19 protein-coding genes are annotated in these 18,463 nt (G+C 64.4%); 9 read left to right on the top strand and 10 right to left on the bottom strand.

Annotated features, from left to right (window positions below; genetic code table 11):
- The first annotated feature begins 24 nt into the window (after positions 1–24).
- Both NX778_RS05965 and pgeF read left to right on the top strand, forming a co-directional pair.
- The gene (locus tag NX778_RS05965) at positions 25–1,056 is read left to right on the top strand and encodes an RluA family pseudouridine synthase (RefSeq protein WP_258810748.1); all 1,032 of its coding nucleotides are present in this window, start codon (positions 25–27) and stop codon (positions 1,054–1,056) included.
- Positions 1,056–1,832, top strand: a complete 777-nt coding sequence (gene pgeF, locus NX778_RS05960) for a peptidoglycan editing factor PgeF (RefSeq protein ID WP_258810747.1) — start codon at positions 1,056–1,058, stop codon at positions 1,830–1,832. The genes NX778_RS05965 and pgeF overlap by 1 nt, the downstream gene beginning before the upstream one ends.
- Positions 1,833–1,857: 25 nt before the next feature.
- Here pgeF and NX778_RS05955 read toward each other — a convergent pair whose 3' ends face one another.
- Positions 1,858–2,070, bottom strand: coding sequence for a hypothetical protein (locus NX778_RS05955; protein WP_258810746.1), 213 nt, complete (start codon positions 2,068–2,070; stop codon positions 1,858–1,860).
- Between the two features lie 45 nt (positions 2,071–2,115).
- On the opposite strand from NX778_RS05955, the gene phaC reads away from it, so the two are divergent.
- The 4 genes from phaC to NX778_RS05935 all read left to right on the top strand — a co-directional run bounded on the left by phaC (position 2,116) and on the right by NX778_RS05935 (position 7,455).
- A complete protein-coding gene (gene phaC / locus NX778_RS05950; RefSeq protein WP_258810745.1) occupies positions 2,116–3,852 on the top strand; it encodes a class I poly(R)-hydroxyalkanoic acid synthase in 1,737 nt (578 codons plus the stop codon).
- Positions 3,853–4,049: 197 nt separating this feature from the next.
- The gene (phaR, locus tag NX778_RS05945) at positions 4,050–4,610 is read left to right on the top strand and encodes a polyhydroxyalkanoate synthesis repressor PhaR (protein WP_258810744.1); all 561 of its coding nucleotides are present in this window, start codon (positions 4,050–4,052) and stop codon (positions 4,608–4,610) included.
- 208 nt (positions 4,611–4,818) lie between these two features.
- Complete coding sequence (gene rimO / locus NX778_RS05940) at positions 4,819–6,273, top strand: 30S ribosomal protein S12 methylthiotransferase RimO (RefSeq protein ID WP_258810743.1); 1,455 nt, start codon at positions 4,819–4,821, stop codon at positions 6,271–6,273.
- An 18-nt stretch (positions 6,274–6,291) separates the two neighbouring features.
- Positions 6,292–7,455 (top strand): cystathionine beta-lyase, encoded by a 1,164-nt coding sequence (locus NX778_RS05935; protein ID WP_258810742.1) that lies wholly within the window; start codon positions 6,292–6,294, stop codon positions 7,453–7,455.
- 58 nt (positions 7,456–7,513) lie between these two features.
- Here the strand turns inward: NX778_RS05935 and NX778_RS05930 are convergent, their stop codons facing one another.
- Together NX778_RS05930 and trxC are read right to left on the bottom strand one after the other, a co-directional pair.
- On the bottom strand, positions 7,514–7,882 hold the full coding sequence (locus tag NX778_RS05930) for a DUF4870 family protein (protein WP_258810741.1): 369 nt from the start codon (positions 7,880–7,882) through the stop codon (positions 7,514–7,516).
- Between the two features lie 70 nt (positions 7,883–7,952).
- Positions 7,953–8,396 carry a thioredoxin TrxC gene (gene trxC, locus NX778_RS05925; protein ID WP_258810740.1) on the bottom strand — a complete coding sequence of 148 codons (444 nt, stop codon included), beginning with the start codon at positions 8,394–8,396 and terminating at the stop codon, positions 7,953–7,955.
- A gap of 135 nt (positions 8,397–8,531) precedes the next feature.
- Here trxC and NX778_RS05920 point away from each other — a divergent pair, with 135 nt between their 5' ends.
- From NX778_RS05920 to NX778_RS05910, 3 genes are all read left to right on the top strand, one after another.
- Positions 8,532–9,317 carry a DUF72 domain-containing protein gene (locus NX778_RS05920; protein ID WP_258810739.1) on the top strand — a complete coding sequence of 262 codons (786 nt, stop codon included), beginning with the start codon at positions 8,532–8,534 and terminating at the stop codon, positions 9,315–9,317.
- Positions 9,311–10,069 carry a Mut7-C RNAse domain-containing protein gene (locus tag NX778_RS05915; protein ID WP_258810738.1) on the top strand — a complete coding sequence of 253 codons (759 nt, stop codon included), beginning with the start codon at positions 9,311–9,313 and terminating at the stop codon, positions 10,067–10,069. Before NX778_RS05920 ends, NX778_RS05915 begins: the two co-directional genes overlap by 7 nt.
- 99 nt (positions 10,070–10,168) lie before the next feature.
- Positions 10,169–10,522, top strand: coding sequence for a hypothetical protein (locus NX778_RS05910; protein ID WP_258810737.1), 354 nt, complete (start codon positions 10,169–10,171; stop codon positions 10,520–10,522).
- Here the strand turns inward: NX778_RS05910 and NX778_RS05905 are convergent.
- From NX778_RS05905 to NX778_RS05875, 7 genes are all read right to left on the bottom strand, one after another.
- Positions 10,498–11,418 carry an EamA family transporter gene (locus NX778_RS05905; RefSeq protein WP_258810736.1) on the bottom strand — a complete coding sequence of 307 codons (921 nt, stop codon included), beginning with the start codon at positions 11,416–11,418 and terminating at the stop codon, positions 10,498–10,500. The genes NX778_RS05910 and NX778_RS05905 overlap by 25 nt on opposite strands.
- A 1-nt stretch (position 11,419) precedes the next feature.
- Positions 11,420–12,148: an ABC transporter ATP-binding protein gene (locus tag NX778_RS05900; protein WP_258810735.1), complete on the bottom strand. Its 729-nt coding sequence runs from the start codon at positions 12,146–12,148 to the stop codon at positions 11,420–11,422.
- Between the two features lie 12 nt (positions 12,149–12,160).
- The gene (locus NX778_RS05895; protein ID WP_258810734.1) at positions 12,161–14,107 is read right to left on the bottom strand and encodes a branched-chain amino acid ABC transporter ATP-binding protein/permease; all 1,947 of its coding nucleotides are present in this window, start codon (positions 14,105–14,107) and stop codon (positions 12,161–12,163) included.
- On the bottom strand, positions 14,104–14,994 hold the full coding sequence (locus NX778_RS05890) for a branched-chain amino acid ABC transporter permease (RefSeq protein WP_258810733.1): 891 nt from the start codon (positions 14,992–14,994) through the stop codon (positions 14,104–14,106). Before NX778_RS05890 ends, NX778_RS05895 begins: the two co-directional genes overlap by 4 nt.
- 100 nt (positions 14,995–15,094) lie before the next feature.
- Positions 15,095–16,252, bottom strand: coding sequence for an ABC transporter substrate-binding protein (locus NX778_RS05885; protein WP_258810732.1), 1,158 nt, complete (start codon positions 16,250–16,252; stop codon positions 15,095–15,097).
- Positions 16,253–16,526: 274 nt separating this feature from the next.
- A complete protein-coding gene (locus NX778_RS05880) occupies positions 16,527–16,910 on the bottom strand; it encodes a hypothetical protein (protein WP_258810731.1) in 384 nt (127 codons plus the stop codon).
- A gap of 125 nt (positions 16,911–17,035) precedes the next feature.
- Positions 17,036–18,454 (bottom strand): nucleobase:cation symporter-2 family protein, encoded by a 1,419-nt coding sequence (locus NX778_RS05875; protein ID WP_258810730.1) that lies wholly within the window; start codon positions 18,452–18,454, stop codon positions 17,036–17,038.
- Positions 18,455–18,463 lie beyond the last annotated feature (9 nt).

The following is an 18,463-nucleotide window of genomic DNA, read 5'->3' as shown; positions in this document are numbered from 1 at the left end:
TGATTATAGCCGAGTGAGACTCACGTGATATCAAATGTAGCGCCGAATTCGGCGGATTTACCCATCGACCCCGATTTCGACGATGAGATCGTTACCGATTTTGCCCCGGCAGGCACCGACCTGTCGCCGATCACGCTTGAGCTTTCGCCGGCCGTGTGCGGGCAGCGCCTGGACAAGGTCGTCGCCTCCATGGTGCCGCAATTCTCGCGCAGCCGCATCCAGCTGTGGTTCGAGGGCGGCCACGTCAAGGTGGATGGCAAGCCGGCGCGCGGCAAGGATACCGCGTACGGCGACGAAACGGTGACCATCGAGCCGCAGGCCGCGCCCGAGGATACGGCCTACACGCCGGAGCCGATCGAGCTGGACATCGTGCACGAGGACGACGACATCCTGGTCATCAACAAGCCCGCCGGGCTGGTGGTGCACCCGGGCGCGGGCAACTGGTCCGGCACCATGCTCAACGGCCTGCTGCACCGCTGGCCGCAGCTGGCCAACGTGCCGCGCGCCGGCATCGTGCACCGCCTCGACAAGGACACCAGCGGCCTGATGGTGGTCGGGAAGACGCTCGCCGCGCAGACCGACCTGGTGCGCCAGCTGCAGGCGCGCACCGTCAAGCGCGAATACCTGGCGCTGGTGTGGGGCACGCCGCACCTGTCGGCCACCATCGATTCGCCGATGGGCCGCCATCCGCGCGAGCGCGTGAAGATGGCCGTTTCCACCAGCCTGAATGCCAAGCCGGCGATCACCCATTACGAACGCCTCGCCAGCGGCGCGCTGGATCGCCGCCCGGTGAGCCTGGTCCAGTGCCGCCTCGAGACTGGCCGCACGCACCAGATCCGCGTGCACATGCAGTCGATCGGCTTCGGCCTGGTCGGCGATGCGGTGTACGGCAAGACGCACCTGGCGCCGGCCTTTCACCGCCAGGCGCTGCATGCGCGCCGTCTCGGCCTCACGCATCCGTCCACCGGCGAGCACTGCGAGTGGGTGATCCCGCTGGCGGCCGATTTCGCCGAGCTGCTGGAGAGCGCCGGCATCGAGCAGCCCGAAGCGGTTTGATGGACGCATCCTCGATCATTCATCCGGCGTGGCCGGACTTGCCGTCGTCGGTAGGTGCGCTGGCGACCACGCGCCGCGGCGGCGCCAGCACCGGGGCGTACGACGATGGCACTGGTGGCGGCGGCTTCAACCTCGGCCTGCATTGCGGCGACGATCCGCAAGCCGCGCAGGCCAATCGCGACGCGCTGCGCACGCTGCTGCCGGGCCGTCCCGCGTGGATCTCGCAGGTGCATGGCATCGACGTGGTCGACGCGGCCACGGTCGGGCCGGACCAGCCGGTGCGCGTGGGCGATGCCAGCGTGTCCGATGCGTCGGGCGTGGTGTGCGCGATCCTCACTGCGGACTGCCTGCCGGTGCTGTTCGCGGACCTCGACGGCAAGGTGGTCGGCGCGGCGCATGCGGGCTGGCGCAGTCTTTCCGGCGGCGTGCTTGGCGCGACGATCGCTGAGATGCGCGCGCGCGGGGCAAGGGAGATCACCGCATGGATGGGCCCCGCGATCGGTCCCGCGAAGTTCGAGGTCGGACAGGACGTGTTCGACAGCTTCCTCGCACACCTGCCGCTGGACGAGGTGGCGCCGCGCTTTGCGCCCATCGCCGGCAGTCCCGGCAAATACCTGGCCGATATGTACGCGCTCGCACGCTGCCTGCTGGCGCGCGACGGCGTGACCCGCGTGCATGGCGGCGAGCGCTGCACCGCCACCGAGGTCGAACACTTCTATTCGTATCGGCGCGACCACGTGACCGGGCGTCAGGCTAGCTTGATCTGGATCAAGTAATTCACGCCCACGTCATCAATACTGTCTAGTCTTCCGGGGCGGCGTCATCCTTGTCCTTGTGCGCGGCAGCCTGCGCCTGACGTCGCGCGCGCCGCTTTTTTCCTCCGGTGAGGTAAAAAAGCAGGGACATCGGTAACACGCAATAGCCGAAAAAAGTCATAATCCCTGCAATGACGGTCGACTCGGTCGCCGCCATCAGGGCGACGACGTAAATCCATCCGATGGCAATGATCCACATGGTTTTCCTTGGCTAATAACCCGATTCTAAACAATGGATGCTGATATGAAAATGCCCGATCCCCAGGCTTTTGCCTCCACGTGGATGTCGCAGTTTGCCGATCCCGGTGCCTGGCAGCAGTGGATGAAAGTGCCAGAATTGAACGGGCAGGCGGCCAATCCGCTGGCGCCGCTGCTCAAGGATTTTGGCGCCGGTATTGCGCCGTCGAAGCTGGAGGAGATCCGCGCCGATTACCTGCAGAAGGCGACGCGGCTGTGGCAGGATTTCATGCAGGCGAAAACGCCGGAGCTGAAGGACCGCCGCTTTTCCGCGCCGGAGTGGGCGGCGAGCCCGGTATCGGCATTTTCGGCCGCATCGTATCTGCTCAATTCGGAATTCATGACGGCGCTGGCCGAGGCTGTCGAAGCCCAGCCGCGCGACAAGCAGAAAATCCGATTCGCGGTCCAGCAAATGGTCGATGCGATGTCGCCCGCGAATTTTTTGGCGACCAATCCGGAAGCGCAAAAACAAATGGTCGAGACCAATGGCGAAAGCCTGACCAAAGGTCTGGCGAATATGCTGAACGACCTGCAAAAAGGACGCATTTCGCAATCGGACGAATCGGCATTCGATGTCGGCCGCAATGTCGCCACCACGCCGGGGCAAGTGGTCTTCGAAAATGACTTGTTCCAGCTGATCCAGTACACGCCGAAAACCGAGAAGGTGCGCGCGGTGCCGCTGCTGATGGTTCCTCCGTGCATCAACAAGTTCTACATCCTCGATTTGCAGCCGGAAAATTCGCTGGTCAAATACGTCGTGGAGCAAGGCAACACCGTATTCATGGTCTCGTGGCGCAATCCCGACAATGCACTGAGCCATGTGACCTGGGACGACTACGTGGAGAAGGGCGCGATCAAGGCGATCGAGGTCACGCGGGCCATCAGCGGGCAGGACAAGCTCAATATGTTCGGCTTCTGCGTCGGCGGCACCATTGTGTCGACCGCGCTGGCGGTGCTGGCGGCACGCGGTGAACAGCCTGCGGCCAGCCTGAGCTTGCTGACGACGCTGCTCGATTTCAGCGATACCGGCGTGCTGGAAGTGTTCGTCGATGACGCCCAGGTGGCGATCCGGGAACAGCAGTTCAGCAACGGCGGGCTGATGCCGGGACGCGACCTGGCGACCACCTTCGCGTCGCTGCGGCCGAACGACCTGGTCTGGAATTATGTGCAGCAGAATTACCTGAAGGGCAAGGAACCGCCGGCCTTCGACTTGCTTTACTGGAACGCCGACAGCACCAATCTGCCGGGGCCGATGTTCTGCTGGTATCTGCGTAATACCTATCTGGAAAACAAGCTGCGCGAGCCGAACCGGCTGACAGTCGCCGGCACGCAAGTTGACCTCGGCAAGATCGCCGCGCCGGTGTTCATCTATGGCTCGAAGGAAGACCATATCGTCCCGTGGGAAGCCGCGTTCGCATCGATGAGCCTGCTGAATCCGAAGAACGCCAAGGCCAACCGCTTCGTGCTGGGCGCGTCCGGACACATCGCCGGCGTCATCAATCCGGCGTCCAAGAACAAGCGCAGCTACTGGACCAACGACAAGAACGGCAAGACCCGCCCGAAGACCGCAGCGGACTGGATGGCGGGCGCGAGCGAGCACAAAGGCAGCTGGTGGCCGGAGTGGGACGCCTTCCTGGCCCAGCACGGCGGCGAGGAAGTGCCAGCGCCTGTGTCGGCGGGCAACGAAACCTATCAAGCCATCGAGGCTGCGCCGGGCCGCTATGTGAAGATTCGCGCAGAATAGGTGTTGCACCATAATGGTGCATAAATGACAAACTTGTAACTGAGTTGCCTGAAATTATTTGCTGCACCTGCGGTCGCAACGTGGTATTTTTCAGTTTTGGCCGTCCCTCGTGGCAACAAACGTTGTCAAGTCAGCGCGGCCGGTGTCGGCATTTTTGCAATCATTCATCGCGCTACGGCGCTGCATATGGAACTGAGATGAGCAGTAAGAAGAGTGCGGAACGCCTGATCAAGAAATACCCGAACCGTCGCCTGTACGACACCCAGACCAGCTCCTACATCACCCTGACCGACGTGAAGCAGCTCGTGCTGGATGCCGAGGAATTCACCGTGGTCGACGCCAAGACGAATGAAGACCTGACCCGCAGCATCCTGCTCCAGATTATTCTGGAAGAGGAAGCGAACGGCGCGCCGATGTTTTCCAGTTCGGTGCTGGCGCAAATCATCCGTTATTACGGCCATGCGATGCAGGGCATGATGGGCTCGTACCTGGAAAAGAACGTACAAGCCTTCACCGACATCCAGAACAAATTCACCAGCGCGGCTGGTGCGTTTGGCGATGGCAAAGCCTTCAGCCCGGAGATGTGGACCCAGTTCATGAATGTGCAGGGGCCCATGATGCAGGGGATGATGAACAATTACATCGACCAGAGCAAAAACCTGTTCTTGCAAATGCAGGAGCAGATGAATAACCAGAGCAAGGCGATGTTTGGTGTTTTTCCGTTTGGGCCGGGGACGAATAACAACGAGAAAAAGTAGTACCAATACATTTAAAACCGTCATCCCGGCGCAAGCCGGGATCCATGCTGAGCTTGCGAATTAGCGGGCTGTCTATGGATCCCGGCCTTCGCCGGGATGACTTTTTTGCGGTGGTGGAAAGAGCCGGTGCCGACTAAAGGCAGCTTCGACCTGAACCCCCGCTTCCTGTACAATCGCGGATTGCCCTGATTTTTCGCCGCATTCCGCCATGCCTGAACTCCGCCGCAACCCCGCTCCCGCCACCAGCACCGCCGCCAGCGCCCCGGCCGATGCCGGCATCGTGATCCCTCCGGCCTCCGCGTCCGCCACCGGCGCCGCGCCGAAAGTCGGCTTCGTGTCGCTTGGCTGCCCGAAGGCGCTGGTCGACTCCGAGCAGATCCTCACCCAGCTGCGCGCCGAAGGCTACGAGACCGCCAAGTCCTACGACGGCGCCGACCTCGTGATCGTCAACACCTGCGGCTTCATCGACGCCGCGGTGCAGGAGTCGCTGGACGCGATCGGCGAGGCGCTGGCTGAAAACGGCAAGGTGATCGTCACCGGCTGCCTTGGCGCGAAGAAGGATGCGTCGGGCCAGGACATCATCACCAAGGTGCACCCGAAGGTGCTGGCCGTGACCGGCCCGCACGCGGTGGCCGAAGTGATGGACAGCGTGCATACGCACCTGCCGAAGCCGCACGACCCCTTCCTCGACCTGGTGCCCGACCACGGCATCAAGCTCACCCCGAAGCACTACGCCTACCTGAAGATTTCAGAAGGCTGCAACCACCGCTGCAGCTTCTGCATCATCCCGTCGATGCGCGGCGACCTCGTGTCGCGCCCGATTGGCGACCTGATGGTCGAAGCCGAGAACCTGTTCAAGGCCGGCGTCAAGGAACTGCTGGTGATCTCGCAGGACACCAGCGCCTACGGCGTCGACGTCAAGTTCCGTACCGGCTTCTGGAACGGCCGCCCGGTCAAGACCCACATGACGCAGCTGGTCGAAGCGCTTGGCCAGCTGGCGAAGCAATACGGCGCCTGGGTGCGCCTGCACTATGTCTACCCGTATCCCCACGTCGACCAGGTGATCCCGCTGATGGGCGACGGCCATGTGCTGCCTTACCTCGACATCCCGCTGCAGCACGCGCACCCGGAAGTCCTCAAGCGCATGAAACGCCCGGCCAGCGGCGAGAAGAACCTCGACCGCATCCTGGCATGGCGCAAGATGAATCCGGACCTGACGATCCGCTCGACCTTCATCGCCGGCTTCCCCGGCGAGACCGAAGACGAGTTCGAGTACCTGCTGGACTTCCTGAAGGAAGCGCAGATCGACCGTCTCGGCTGCTTCGCCTACTCGCCGGTGGAAGGCGCGTCCGCGAACGAGCTGGCCAACCCGGTGCCGGAAGAGGTCCGCGAAGAGCGCCGCGCCCGCGTGATGCTGCTGCAGGAAGAGATCTCGGCCAAGCGCCTAGAGGCCAAGGTCGGCAAGACGCTGCGCGTGCTGGTGGATGAAGTCGGCGCGCGTGAAGCGCTGGGCCGCTCGGCCGCGGACGCGCCGGAGATCGACGGCGTCGTGCACATCAAGCGCGCGCTCGCGCCGGGCAAGCAGAAGCCGGTGGTGGGAGAATTCATCGACGTGATCGTCACCAAGGCCGACGCCCACGACCTGTGGGCCACGGTGGCATAAAACCTCCGGGAGCGAACAATGGCGAAGAAATCCCTGCAGACCCAGCTGATCCACACCGATTACAAGGCGCCACAGGGATTCGACGCCTTCCCGAGCGCGATCCACCACGCCTCCACGGTCCTGTTCAAGGACGTGGCGGCGATGCGCAGCGGCGACTGGAAGAACAAGAACTCCTACAATTACGGGCTGCACGGCACGCCGACCACGTTCACGCTGGAAGCGCGGCTGGCCGAAATCGAGGGCGGTGAATACTGCCTGCTGGCGCCGTCGGGGCTGGCCGCGATCTCGATGATCGACCTCGGGCTGCTCAAGAGCGGCGACGACGTGCTCCTGCCCGATAACGTCTACAACCCCAACCGCGAACTGGGGCGCTGGCTGTCGCAGGACTATGGCATCACCGCGCGCCACTACGATCCGATGATCGGCGCCGGCATCGCGGAGCTGATGCAGCCGAATACGAAGCTGGTGTGGACCGAGTCGCCCGGCTCGGTGTCGATGGAAGTGCCGGACCTGCCGGCGATCTGCAAGGCGGCGCATGACGGCGGCGCGCTGGTCGCGCTGGACAATACCTGGTCGGCTGGCCTGGCGCTGCGCGGCTTCGATCACGGCGTGGACATCGTGATGCAGGCGCTGACCAAGTACCAGTCCGGCGGTTCGGACGTGCTGATGGGCGCGGTGATCACGCGCGACCAGGCGCTCAACGACCGCATCGCGATGGCGCATATGCGCCTGGGGATGGGCGTGTCCGGCGACGATGCCTACCTGGTGATGCGCGGCCTGCCGACCATGAAGCTGCGTTTCGAGACCCACGACGCGAGCGCGCGCAAGGTGGCGGCGTGGCTGAAGGCGCGGTCGGAGATCACGCGGGTGCTGCATCCGGCCTTCGAGGACTGCCCGGGGCACGAATTCTGGAAGCGCGACTTCACCGGCGCGGGCGGCTTATTTTCGGTGGTGTTCGATCCGAAGTACACCGAAGCGCAGACCGACCGCTTCGTCGATTCGCTGGAGCTGTTCGGGTTAGGTTATAGCTGGGGCGGGGCGAACAGCCTCGTCATGCCGTACCGGATCCAATCCATGCGGCGCGACTGGAAGGACCAGGGCATCCTGGTGCGGTTCAATATCGGACTTGAAGATACCGACGACCTGATCGCCGATATCGAGCAGGCGCTGGGTAAGCTTTAACCCCCACCGTGTAATCCGTCGTCCCCGCGAAGCCCGCGGGGACGGGCTACATATGGGATCAAACCGGCATCGGACGATTATTGTTTAAGTCCACAAACCCCCGAATCAAGCGATACGCCTTCCACAACCACGCCGCAATCCCGATCAGCCAGGCCAAGGGAATACCCAGCCCAAAGGTTATAAAAATCAGCGTCACCGCCACCGCCAGCCACACGATATAAATCCAGAACGACCTGATCATCCACGTGTGATGGCTGTACACCATCGTCCCCTCCGTGTATGGCCGCTTCACGTAGTTGAAGATCAGCGGCAAGAACGACAGCATGCCGAGCGAGAAGAAAAATGTCAGGCCATGCGCCAGGTACAGCAGGCGCGCCGTCTGTTTTGCGTCTTCCAGACCCTGGTCCAGAACGAGTTGCTGCGTCATGGTTGCTCCCTTGCCGGGCCACCCCGGCCACGCGCGCATTGTAGCAGTGCTGTTGGCTTTCCGATAAGCCTCAGGCGCGGGCCATCGCCTGCTGCGTCCAGGCGACGATATTGCCCACATCCATCGCCCCAGGCTGCCGCGCCAGCTCGCGCCCGCCGCCAAACAGGGCCAGCGTCGGAATACTCCGGATCCCGAAGCGCGCCGCCAGGTCCTGCGAGGCCTCGGTATCGACCTTCAGCAAGCGCACCCTCGGCTCCAGCCGCTGCGCCGCCTGGGCGTAGGACGGCGCCATCATCTTGCACGGCCCGCACCACGCGGCCCAGAAATCCACCAGAACCGGAATATCGTTCCTGCTGATGTGCTTGTTGAAGCGCTCGCTGCTGACGTCCGTCGGCGCCCCCGTGAACAGTGCCTTGGAGCAGTTGCCGCAGACCGGCTGGTCGCCGAGACGTTCGGCCGCCACCCGGTTCACGGCGTCGCAATGGGGACAGACGATGTGCAGGGGCCCGCTCATGATTCCTCCTCAGCATGATTTGCGCACATTGTATGACGGCGCCAGTCCAGAGGTCGCCCTGAACGAATCGCGCGCCCGCTTTATTTCCTTAAAGATAAACTTTCTATTCCTTAGCGACACATACCGACAGCAGCGATGACCCAAGCCGTACCTTCCCGCCGCGGTGCGCGCCTGATCGGCTGCGCCGGCTGGAATATCCCGAGAGAGGCCGCCGGCGAGTTCCCCGCCGAGGGCTCGCATCTTCAACGCTACGCCGCCGTGTTCCCGGCGGTGGAAATCAATTCTTCCTTCTACCGCCCGCACAAGGCGCAGACCTACGAACGCTGGGCGGCCAGCGTGCCGGACGACTTCCGTTTTTCGGTCAAGCTGCCGCGCACGATCACTCATGACGCCAAGCTATGCAACGTCGACGCGCTGCTTGACAGTTTCGCCGCCGGCGTCGCGGGACTCGGCCACAAGCTGGGTTGCGTGCTGGTCCAGCTGCCGCCCAAGCTCGCCTTCGACACGCGCGTGGCCGAGGCCTTCTTCGCGCTGCTTCAGGAGCGCTTCAGCTGCATGCTGGCCTGCGAGGCGCGCCACCCCAGCTGGTTCGGAGACGGCGCGACCGACCTGCTGCGCGAGGCCGGCATTACGCGGGTAATCGCCGATCCGGCGGCGGGCCAGCCGGGCGCGCACGAGCCCACCACGACGACCATCTACGCCCGCATGCACGGCAGTCCGCGCGTGTATTACTCGTCCTACGCGGACGACTACCTCGCAAGCCTCGCGGCCGATATCGCGACCCACAGCGCGGCCGGCCGCAGCGTCTGGTGCATCTTCGATAATACGGCGTCCGGCGCGGCGGTTCCGAATGCGCTCGGCGTGCTGCACGCGCGCGACGGGCAGGCTTCGCCCGGCGATGCCATACTTCGGGCATGGTGATGGCGACCTTCCGCTTTTACGAAGAGCTCAACGATTTCCTGCCGCGCGAACGGCGTGCCCGTTCCTTCACGGCCGCGTGCGCCCGCGCGGCCACCACCAAGCACATGATCGAGGCGTTGGGCGTGCCGCACACCGAGGTCGAGCTGGTGCTGGTCAACGGCGAGTCGAGCGGCTTCGGGCGCCTGGTCGAGGAGGGCGACCGCATCGCCGTCTATCCCAAGTTCGAGGCCTTCGACATCACACCGCTGCTGCGCGTGCGCGAGCGGCCGCTGCGCCGCCTGCGCTTCGTGGCCGACGCCCACCTCGGCGGCCTGGCGCGCTTCCTGCGCATGGCCGGCTTCGATACCGTTTATAGCAATGTCATCCACGACGACGAGATCGAGGCGCTCGCTGCCGCCGAAGACCGCGTGGTCCTGACGCGCGACCGCGAACTGCTCAAGCGCCGCACCATCACCCATGGCTGCTACATCCACACGCTCAAGCCGGAAGCCCAGCTGGGCGAGGTGTTCGACCGCCTGGACCTGGCCGGCAGTGTGCATCCGTTCAGCCTTTGCCTGCACTGCAATACGCCGCTGCATCCGGTGGACAAGGCCAGCGTGGCGGACCGCTTGCCGCCCGCCGTGCGGGAGCAGCACGAGGAATTCAATGCCTGCGGCCGCTGCGGCGGCGTGTTTTGGAAGGGCTCGCACTGGAAGCGCATGTCGGGCCTGCTGGCGCGCGTGACCGATGCCGGCGCGGGCCCTGTCAGCTAGGCGCAAGCTTATGTACAATCACTTCATGGTCAACGCGTGAGGGCACCATTGGCGCAGCTACCTTTCCCGATTCGAGTCGAATGCCCGCCCGGCGCATGTGTGTGCGGGCGCGAAGAACTGCTGGCCGATCCCAACGGCGACTACCGCCCGCTGCGCATCACGCGGCAGGAAGAGCAGCGCCTGCTCGGGCGCATCGAGCGTATCGCGACATTCGAAGACCTGAAGCACGTGCAGGAGCTGGTCCGCTCCCACATCGGCGCCGAACTGCGCATCCAGCCGGGACCGAATGAAGTGCGCACCGAACGCGGCATCATCATCGTGTTCGAGGATAAGCCGGGCCTGTGCAAGAAGCTGCGGCAGAACGTGCCGGCGGCAATCCGGCGCTGCCTCGTCAACAATCCCGAGATCACCTTCGCGCTGCTGAACTCCTACGACCTGCTGGGCGAGGGCTGACGCGGGCTGCGGGCGGCCAGCATCACGGTCGCCAGCGCGCATACCAGCAAGGCGGTACCGGCCCATTGCCACAGGCCGATCGTATCCGAGAACACCAGCATGCCGGCGGTGATGCCGACCACCGGCACGGCGAGGCTGAACGGCGCCACGCGATTGGCGGGATGGCGCTTGAGGAGGCCGGTCCACAGCGCGTAGGCCAGGATGTGCGCGACCCAAGCAAGATACACCACCGAGATCCAGGTGTTCCACGACAGCCGCGCGACATGCCAATCGGTGCCTGCCGGATCGAATACAAGCGACAACAGCAGGAACGGCACGATCGGCACCAGGCTGCTCCAGACGAGGAAGGGGAGCACTTCGAAGTGGGGAGTGGCCCGCTGTGCGTTGCGCACGACGATATTCGATGCCGCCCACATGCATCCTGAGCCGAGCACGAGGACGAAGCCCAGCGGCGTGGTGCCGTTGGCGCCGCCGCGTCCAAGGTAGGCGGCGCCGAAGCAGGCAAGGCCCAGCGCCGCCAGCGTCAGGCCGCGCCGCAGCGGCACGCCAATCGGTTCGCGCAGCAGCACGGCGCTGAACAGCGCGGTGAAAAACACCTGCGTCTGCATCAGCACCGACGCCAGCGAAGCCGACATCCCCACATGGAGCGAGACGAACAGGAAGCCGAACTGGCCGACGCCCTGGAACAGGCCGTAGAGCAGCAGCCATTTGAGCGCCATCGGCGGCCGCCGTACCAGCAGCACCAGCGGCAGCGCCGCGAACAGGTAGCGTCCCGCGCCCAGCTGGAAGGGCGTGAGCTCGCGCAGGCCGACCTTCATCGAGATGAAGTTGGTCCCCCAGATGACGACCGCGCCAATGGCCGCCGCAAAGTCGCGCGGCGCGAACTCCCGCTGCATTTCAGTGCGCCTGCGCGCCGCCGAGATAGGCCGCGACCACCTTCGGATCGGTCTTGAGCGCTTGCGCCGGGCCGTGCACCGAGATGCTGCCGTTCTCCAGCACGTAACCATAGTCCGCCACCGCCAGCGCGGCCGCGGCGAACTGCTCGACCAGCAGCATGGTCACGCCCTGTTCCTTCAGCCGCGTGATGATGCGGAACACCTCGTCGACCAGGATCGGCGCCAGTCCCATCGATGGCTCGTCGAGTAGCACCACTTCCGGGTTGAGCATGATCGCGCGCGCCATCGCCAGCATCTGCTGCTCGCCGCCGGACAGGGTCCCGGCCAGCTGGTTGCGGCGTTCTTTCAGGCGCGGGAACAGGTCCATGGCGCGGCCGAGGTCCTGTTGCACATCGCCTTTCGGACGGGCGCCGGTGAAGCGCGGGAAGGCGCCCAGCAGCAGGTTGTCGGTCACGCTCATGGTCGCGAACACGCGCCGCCCTTCCGGCGAATGGGCCAGGCCGGCGCGCGCGATACGGTGCGAGTCCATGCCGGTGATGTCGCGGCCAGCCAGCGTGACGCGGCCGGCCTTCGGCCTGATCATGCCGGAGATCGCGCGCATCGTCGTGGTCTTGCCGGCGCCGTTGGAGCCGATCAGCGTCACCAGCTTGCCCTTGGGGACCTCGAGCGAGATCCCATGCAGCACTTCCACTTTGCCGTAGGCCGCCTGCAGGTTTTCAATCGATAGCATCCGTCTGTCTCCTTACAACGCAGCAGCGGCGGGCGGGTCGGTCTCGGCGCCGCCGCCGAGGTAGGCTTCGATCACCTTGCGGTCGGCCTGCACCTGGGCCGGTGCGCCCTCGGCGATCTTCTGGCCGAAGTCGAGCACGGTCACGGTGTCCGAGATCGTCATCACCACGTCCATGTGGTGCTCGATCAGGATGATGGTGATGCCGTGGTCGCGGATCTTGCGGATGATCGCCATCAGCTCGCGGATGTCCGGCGCGGTCAGGCCCGCCGCCGGTTCGTCCAGCAGCAGCAGGCGCGGGTCGAGCGCCAGCGCGCGGCCGATTTCCAGCAGGCGCTGCTTGCCGTAGGGGAGGTTGCGCGCCTCTTCGTTGGCGAGGCTGGATAGCCCGACGAAGTCGAGGATGGCCGCGGCCCGTTCGCGCGCGGCACGCTCCTCGCGGACCACGCGCGGGGTCTGCAGCATCGCGTCGCCGACGGTGGAGCGGAAAGTGTGATGCAAGCCGACCAGCACGTTCTCTGTGGCGGTCATCTCGCCGAACAGCTGCACGTTCTGGAAGGTGCGCGCGATCCCGCCCAGCGCGATCTGCGCCGGCGAGCGGCCGCTGATCACCGCGCCTGCGAATTCCACCTTGCCGGCTGTCGGCTTGTAGATGCCGGTCAGGACGTTCATCATCGTGCTCTTGCCCGAGCCGTTCGGCCCGATCAGGCCGTGCACGGTGCCGCGTTCGACGACCAGGTCGACCTGGTTCAGCGCCTTCAGGCCGCCAAACTGCATCAGCACCTTGTTCGCATGAAGCAGGGTGCCGCCGGCGGCTTCCTGGCGCACGCCCTCGAAGGCATCGGCGTGCTTGCTGCCCGCGACCGCCTTCGTGTGGCGCACGCCGCGCCCGACCAGGCCGCGCAGGTAGCCGACGATCCCGTCCTGCAGGTAGTAGACGACGAACAGCGTCATCAGGCCGAAGATGGTGAGCCGCCAGTCGACCATATTGTCGATCTTGAAGGAGACGAACACCATGCCGAAGGTGACCGCCAGCGGCACGGCCACGCTGGCGAGCGTGCTGCGCTTGCGGGCCAGGCCGATGGCCGAACCGAGCACGCCGATGACGGCGGCCGCGATGGCGATCTGGCGGAACAGCGCCACGTCCTGCAGCAGGCTGGGAAGCATGACCACGACGATGGCGCCGATCATTGCGCCGGAGCGTGTCTTGCGGCCGCCCATGATCACCGCCAGCAGGAACAGGATGGTCAGTTCGAAGCTGTAGGTGTTGGGCGAGATGTACTGTTCCGAGTACGAATACAGGCTGCCCGCGAGACCTGCGAAGCCGGCGCTGATCACGAAGGCGTAGACCTTGTAGCGGTACACCGACACGCCCATGCAGTCCGACGCGATCGGGCTGTCGCGCAGGGCCTCGAAGGCGCGCCCCAGGTGCGAACGCAGCAGGCGGTCCACCACCAGCAGCGACAGCACCATGAAGATGGCGACCATGTAGAAGAAGCTGGTGTCTGTCATCTGCTTGCCGAACATGTCGGGCTTGGACAGCGTGATGCCCATCGGCCCGTTGGTCAGGTCGGTCATCTCGTTGATGAGGATCTGGACGATGGTGCCGAAGGCCAGCGTCACCATCGCCAGGTAAGGCCCGGTGACGCGCAGCGCGGGCAGGGCCAGGATCACGCCGAACAGCGCGGTGCCGGCGATGGACGCGGGAATCGCGAGATACCAGGCCACGCTATACTTCATGATCAGCACGCCGGTGATGTAGGAGCCGACCCCGAACAGGCCGGCGTGGCCGAGCGAGACCTGGCCGGTGTAGCCGACCACGATGTCCAGGCCGAACAGCAGGATCGCGTAGATCAGGATGGTTTCGACGAGGTGAACGTAATAGGGATTGGTGATGAGCTGCGGGTACACCGCAAGCAGTGCGATTCCGATCAGCGAGAGGATGATCTTCTTCATGCTCACACCTTCTTGATCGCGGCTTTGCCGAACAGGCCGGAGGGCTTCACGGCCAGCACCAGCAGCAGGAGCACCAGGCCCGGCACGTCCTTGTAGCCGGTCGAGATGTAGAAGCCCGCCGCCGTTTCGGCGATGCCGAGGATGATGCCGCCGACGATCGCGCCCATGCCCGAGGTCAGGCCGCCGATGATGGCGACCGCAAAGGCTTTCAGGCCGAGCGAGGCGCCCATATTGGCGCTGGTGAGGGTGAGCGGCGCAATCAGCACGCCGGCCAGCGCCGCCGTGGCGGATGACAGCGCATACGAGAAGGTGATCACCATGCGGGTATTGATGCCCATGAGGCCGGCCGCGTCGCGGTCGTTGGAGGTCGCGACCACCGCCTTGCCGTAGATGGATTTGCGGTTGAAGATCTCGACCGCGGCCATGATGGCCAGCGCGCCGAACACCACCGCCAGCTGCATCGGCTGCACGTTGGCGCCGAGGATGTGTATCGGTTCCTGCGACAGCGGCGAAGGGAAGGGCAGCGTGTCCTTGCTCCACACGTTCTCGGCGATGTTCTTGAAGATGATGGCCAGCGCGATGGTCGACATGATCCAGCCGAATTCCGACTTGATGCGGATCGCGGGCCGCACGCCGATCCATTCGACCAGCACACCCTGCAGCGCACCGAATATCACCACCAGTGGGATCATCATCCAGTAGCTCATGTAAGGGCCGCCGTGGATGGTGCCGACCAGCGACAGGCCGACTAGCGCGCCCAGCATCAGCGCTTCGCCCTGGCCGAAGTTGAGGGTGCCGGAAGTGGCGAATGTGAGTTGGTAACCGAACGCGATGACGGCATAGATCATGCCGAGCGCGATCCCAGAAAAGACCAGCTGCAGAAGGATATCCATCGTTTTCCACCCGAGGGAAGGCAGGCCTTCCCGGTCAACAGAAAAATGGCCAGCCTGGATCGCTCAAGGCTGGCCACTGCACGGCATTGCTATTGAAGCGTCACTTGGCCAGCACGACGCGGCCGCCGCGCACTTCGCCCATCTTCGTGTTGTCGAAGTTGATGGCTTCGTGGTCGGTATGGCTGTAAGGCTTGTTGTAGGTGGTAACGACGCCTTCGACCTTCTCGTTCAGGTTTTCGAGGGCCTGCGCGATCTTGGTGCCGTCGGTGCTGCCGGCCTGCTTGATCGCGGCGGCCAACAGGTAGATCGAGTCATAGCCCTGCGCGGCCGACACCGCCGACGGCATGCGGCCGCCCTGCGGCTTGTAGTCCTTGACGTAGGCCTCGATGAAGGCCTTGCGGCGCGGCGTGTCCGGGTCCTGGATGAAGGTCTGCGGCATGCGCGTGCCTTCACCGTTCTTGCCGGCGTTGTCGATGAAGTTCGCCATCGCCAGGGTCCAGCTGCCGACGATGGGCACGTGCCAGCCTATCTTCTCCATGCCGTTGGCGATCTGCGCCAGCTCGGGGCCGATGCCGTAGGTGAGCACGATCTCGGCGCCGGCCTGCTTGGCCTTGAGCAGCTGGGCGGTCATGTCGACGTCGCCGATGTTGTACTTCTCTTCGGCCACTGGCTTGATGCCGCGCTTCTCGAGCGCTTTCTCCAGGTCCTGGCGGCCGAGCTGGCCGTAGTTGGTGGAGTCGGCGAGGATCGCGACCTTCTTGAATTTGCGGTGGTCGACGGCTTCGCGCGCGATCATCTCCGACTGGATGGAGTCGTTGGCCGAGTTACGGAAGATGAAGTTCTGCGGTTCCTTGTCGAACTGGTGGGTCACGATGGATCCGGTGGCCACGTTGTTCAGGACCGGGATCTTGCCTTGCTGGTAGAAGCGCTGCGAGCCCAGCGCCACGCCGGTATTGATATAGCCGACGGTGGCGACCACGTGCTCCTTGTTGATCAGTTCCTGCGCCACCTGCACGCCGCGCTCGTTCTTGGCTTCGTCGTCGCGTTCGATCAGTTCGATCTTGCGGCCGAGGACACCGCCCTTGGCATTGATTTCAGCGGCCGCAAGGCGCACGCCGTCGCGCATCGACACACCCATCGGGGCCGAGCCGCCCGTGTACGGTCCGGACACGCCGATCTTGATCGGCTCCGCCGCCATGCCCGACATCGAAAAACCCAATGCTACACCTGCAACCAATGCCTTCAATTTGAAATCCATTTGCTGTCTCCGTAGTGTGTTTTTTGTAGCCCCGCCACGCTGGCGTCCGGAATACCGGCCTTCCATCGGTCGGTCCATTGTAGAGTGGCAAATAGACAACAGCAATTGATTAATCTTGCGCGACGCAGCATGTGGCGCACATGTTGATTGTGTAAGCGGCGCGTAAGTTTGTAAGAGTACTCATGCTACATTTGCACCAACGTATTTATGCGGCGTTCAAAACAAAACAGCCGGCGAAAATGCCGGCTGTTGCGTTGGGGGGAGAGACCAGGAATCAACGATGGCGAACGCCGCCGCCATGGAAACCCCGGCCGCCCCAACCACGGCCGCCCCATCCTCGGTGGCAGCAATTGCTCCAGCTGAAGCCCAGGCCGATCGAGACCGGCGGCCACCAGTAATAGGGATCGGGAGCGACGTAGACCGGCGCCGGTTCGACGTAGTACGGGGTGTAGACCGGCTGCTGCACGATGGTCGTGGTGCCCTCGGTGTAGGTGCTGCCTGCTGCCGCGGCGGTGCCGTTGGGAACCGGGGTGACCGACACGGTTTGCCATTGTCCAGGCGCGGCGGGTGCGCGGCTGCCGTAGTAGGCAGGCGCCGGATAGTAGGTGGCGCAGCCGCCAAGCGCGGCCAGCGCGAGAACGATGACTAGGTGTTTCATATATTTCTCCTCCAGATCCTCATATTAGGATCGTTCGAGCACTTGTGGCGGGGAATTACAGCTTGTTACAGGTGCAAGCGTTGCAGAAACTTTGTCAACACAGCCTGAACAGATCACACCACAGTTTAGTACGGTTCTTCGAGCTTTCTCGCGTCCTCGCTCAAGGGAACGGGCAGGGGATGGCCGGGCAGGAACCAGTTCATGAGCACGGCGCAAATGCCGCCGGTCGCCACGCCGGATTCGAGCACGTGGCGCAAGGCGTTCGGGATATGCGCCAGGAACTCCGGCACCTGCGACACGCCCAGTCCCAGCGCGAGGGACACCGCGATGATCAGCAGGGCGCGGCGGTCCAGCGTGACGCTCGCGAGGATGTTGATGCCGGCCGCGGCCACCGCGCCGAACATGACCATGACCGCGCCGCCCAGCACCGGCTCCGGCACCGCCTGGATCGCGCCGGCGACCTTCGGGAACAGGCCGAGCAGGACCAGGAACAGCGCGATCCACTTGCCGACGTGGCGGCTGGCGATGCCGGTCAGCTGGATCACGCCGTTGTTCTGGGCGAAGACCGAGCTGGGGAAGGTGTTGAAGAAGCCGGCCAGCAGGGAGTTGGCGCCGTTGACCAGCACGCCGCCCTTGATCCGCTGCATCCACAGCGGGCCTTCCACCGGCTGCTTCGAAATGCGGCTGGTGGCGGTGACGTCGCCGATCGCTTCGAGCGAGGTGACCAGGTAGATGATCACCATCGGGATAAACAGCGACCAACTGAACGACAGGCCGAAGTGCAGCGGCTGCGGCACCTCGATCCACGGCGCCTGCTGCATGCCGGTGAAATCGAGCCGCCCCATGGTGCCCGCCACCGCGTAGCCGACCGCCAGCGCGATGACGATGGCGCCGCTGCGCACCCACACCACCGGAATGCGGTTCAGCGCCACGATGATGCCCAATACGAGACCGGAGAGCAGGAGATTGTCGCCGTTGGCGAAGGTGCCGTTGCCCATCGCCGAGAAACCGCCGCCCATGCTGATCAGGCCGACCTTGATCAGCGTGAGGCCGATCATCAGCACCACGATGCCCGTCACCAGCGGCGTGATCATGCGGCGGATGAAGGGCAGGATGCGTGAAGTCGCCATCTCGACGAAGGAGCCGGCGATGACGACGCCGAAAATGGTCGCCATGACGGCTTCGACCGGCGTGCCCTGCTTGACCAGGGCCGCACCGCCGGCGATCAGCGGGCCGACGAAATTGAAGCTGGTGCCCTGCACGATCAGCAGGCCGGCGCCGAATGGCCCGAAGCGCCGGCACTGGACATAGGTGGCGATGCCGGAAATGACCAGCGACATCGAGAGGATCAGGTTGGTATCGCGCGGCGATACGCCGATCGCCTGGCAGATCAGGAGACCCGGGGTGACGATGGGGACGATGATCGCCAGCAGGTGCTGCAAGGCCGCGAGCACCGCGATCCACGGGCGCGGCCGCTCTTCCAGCCCGAGCACCAGGTCCTGGCTGCGCGAGTCGCCCGCAGCCTGTGGAATTGTCGCCGTCATGTTCATCCC

It is taken from the genome of Massilia terrae (assembly GCF_024753145.1).
Taxonomy (GTDB): Bacteria; Pseudomonadota; Gammaproteobacteria; order Burkholderiales; family Burkholderiaceae_D; genus Telluria; species Telluria terrae.
This window is presented reverse-complemented; position numbering and strand designations above follow the sequence as displayed.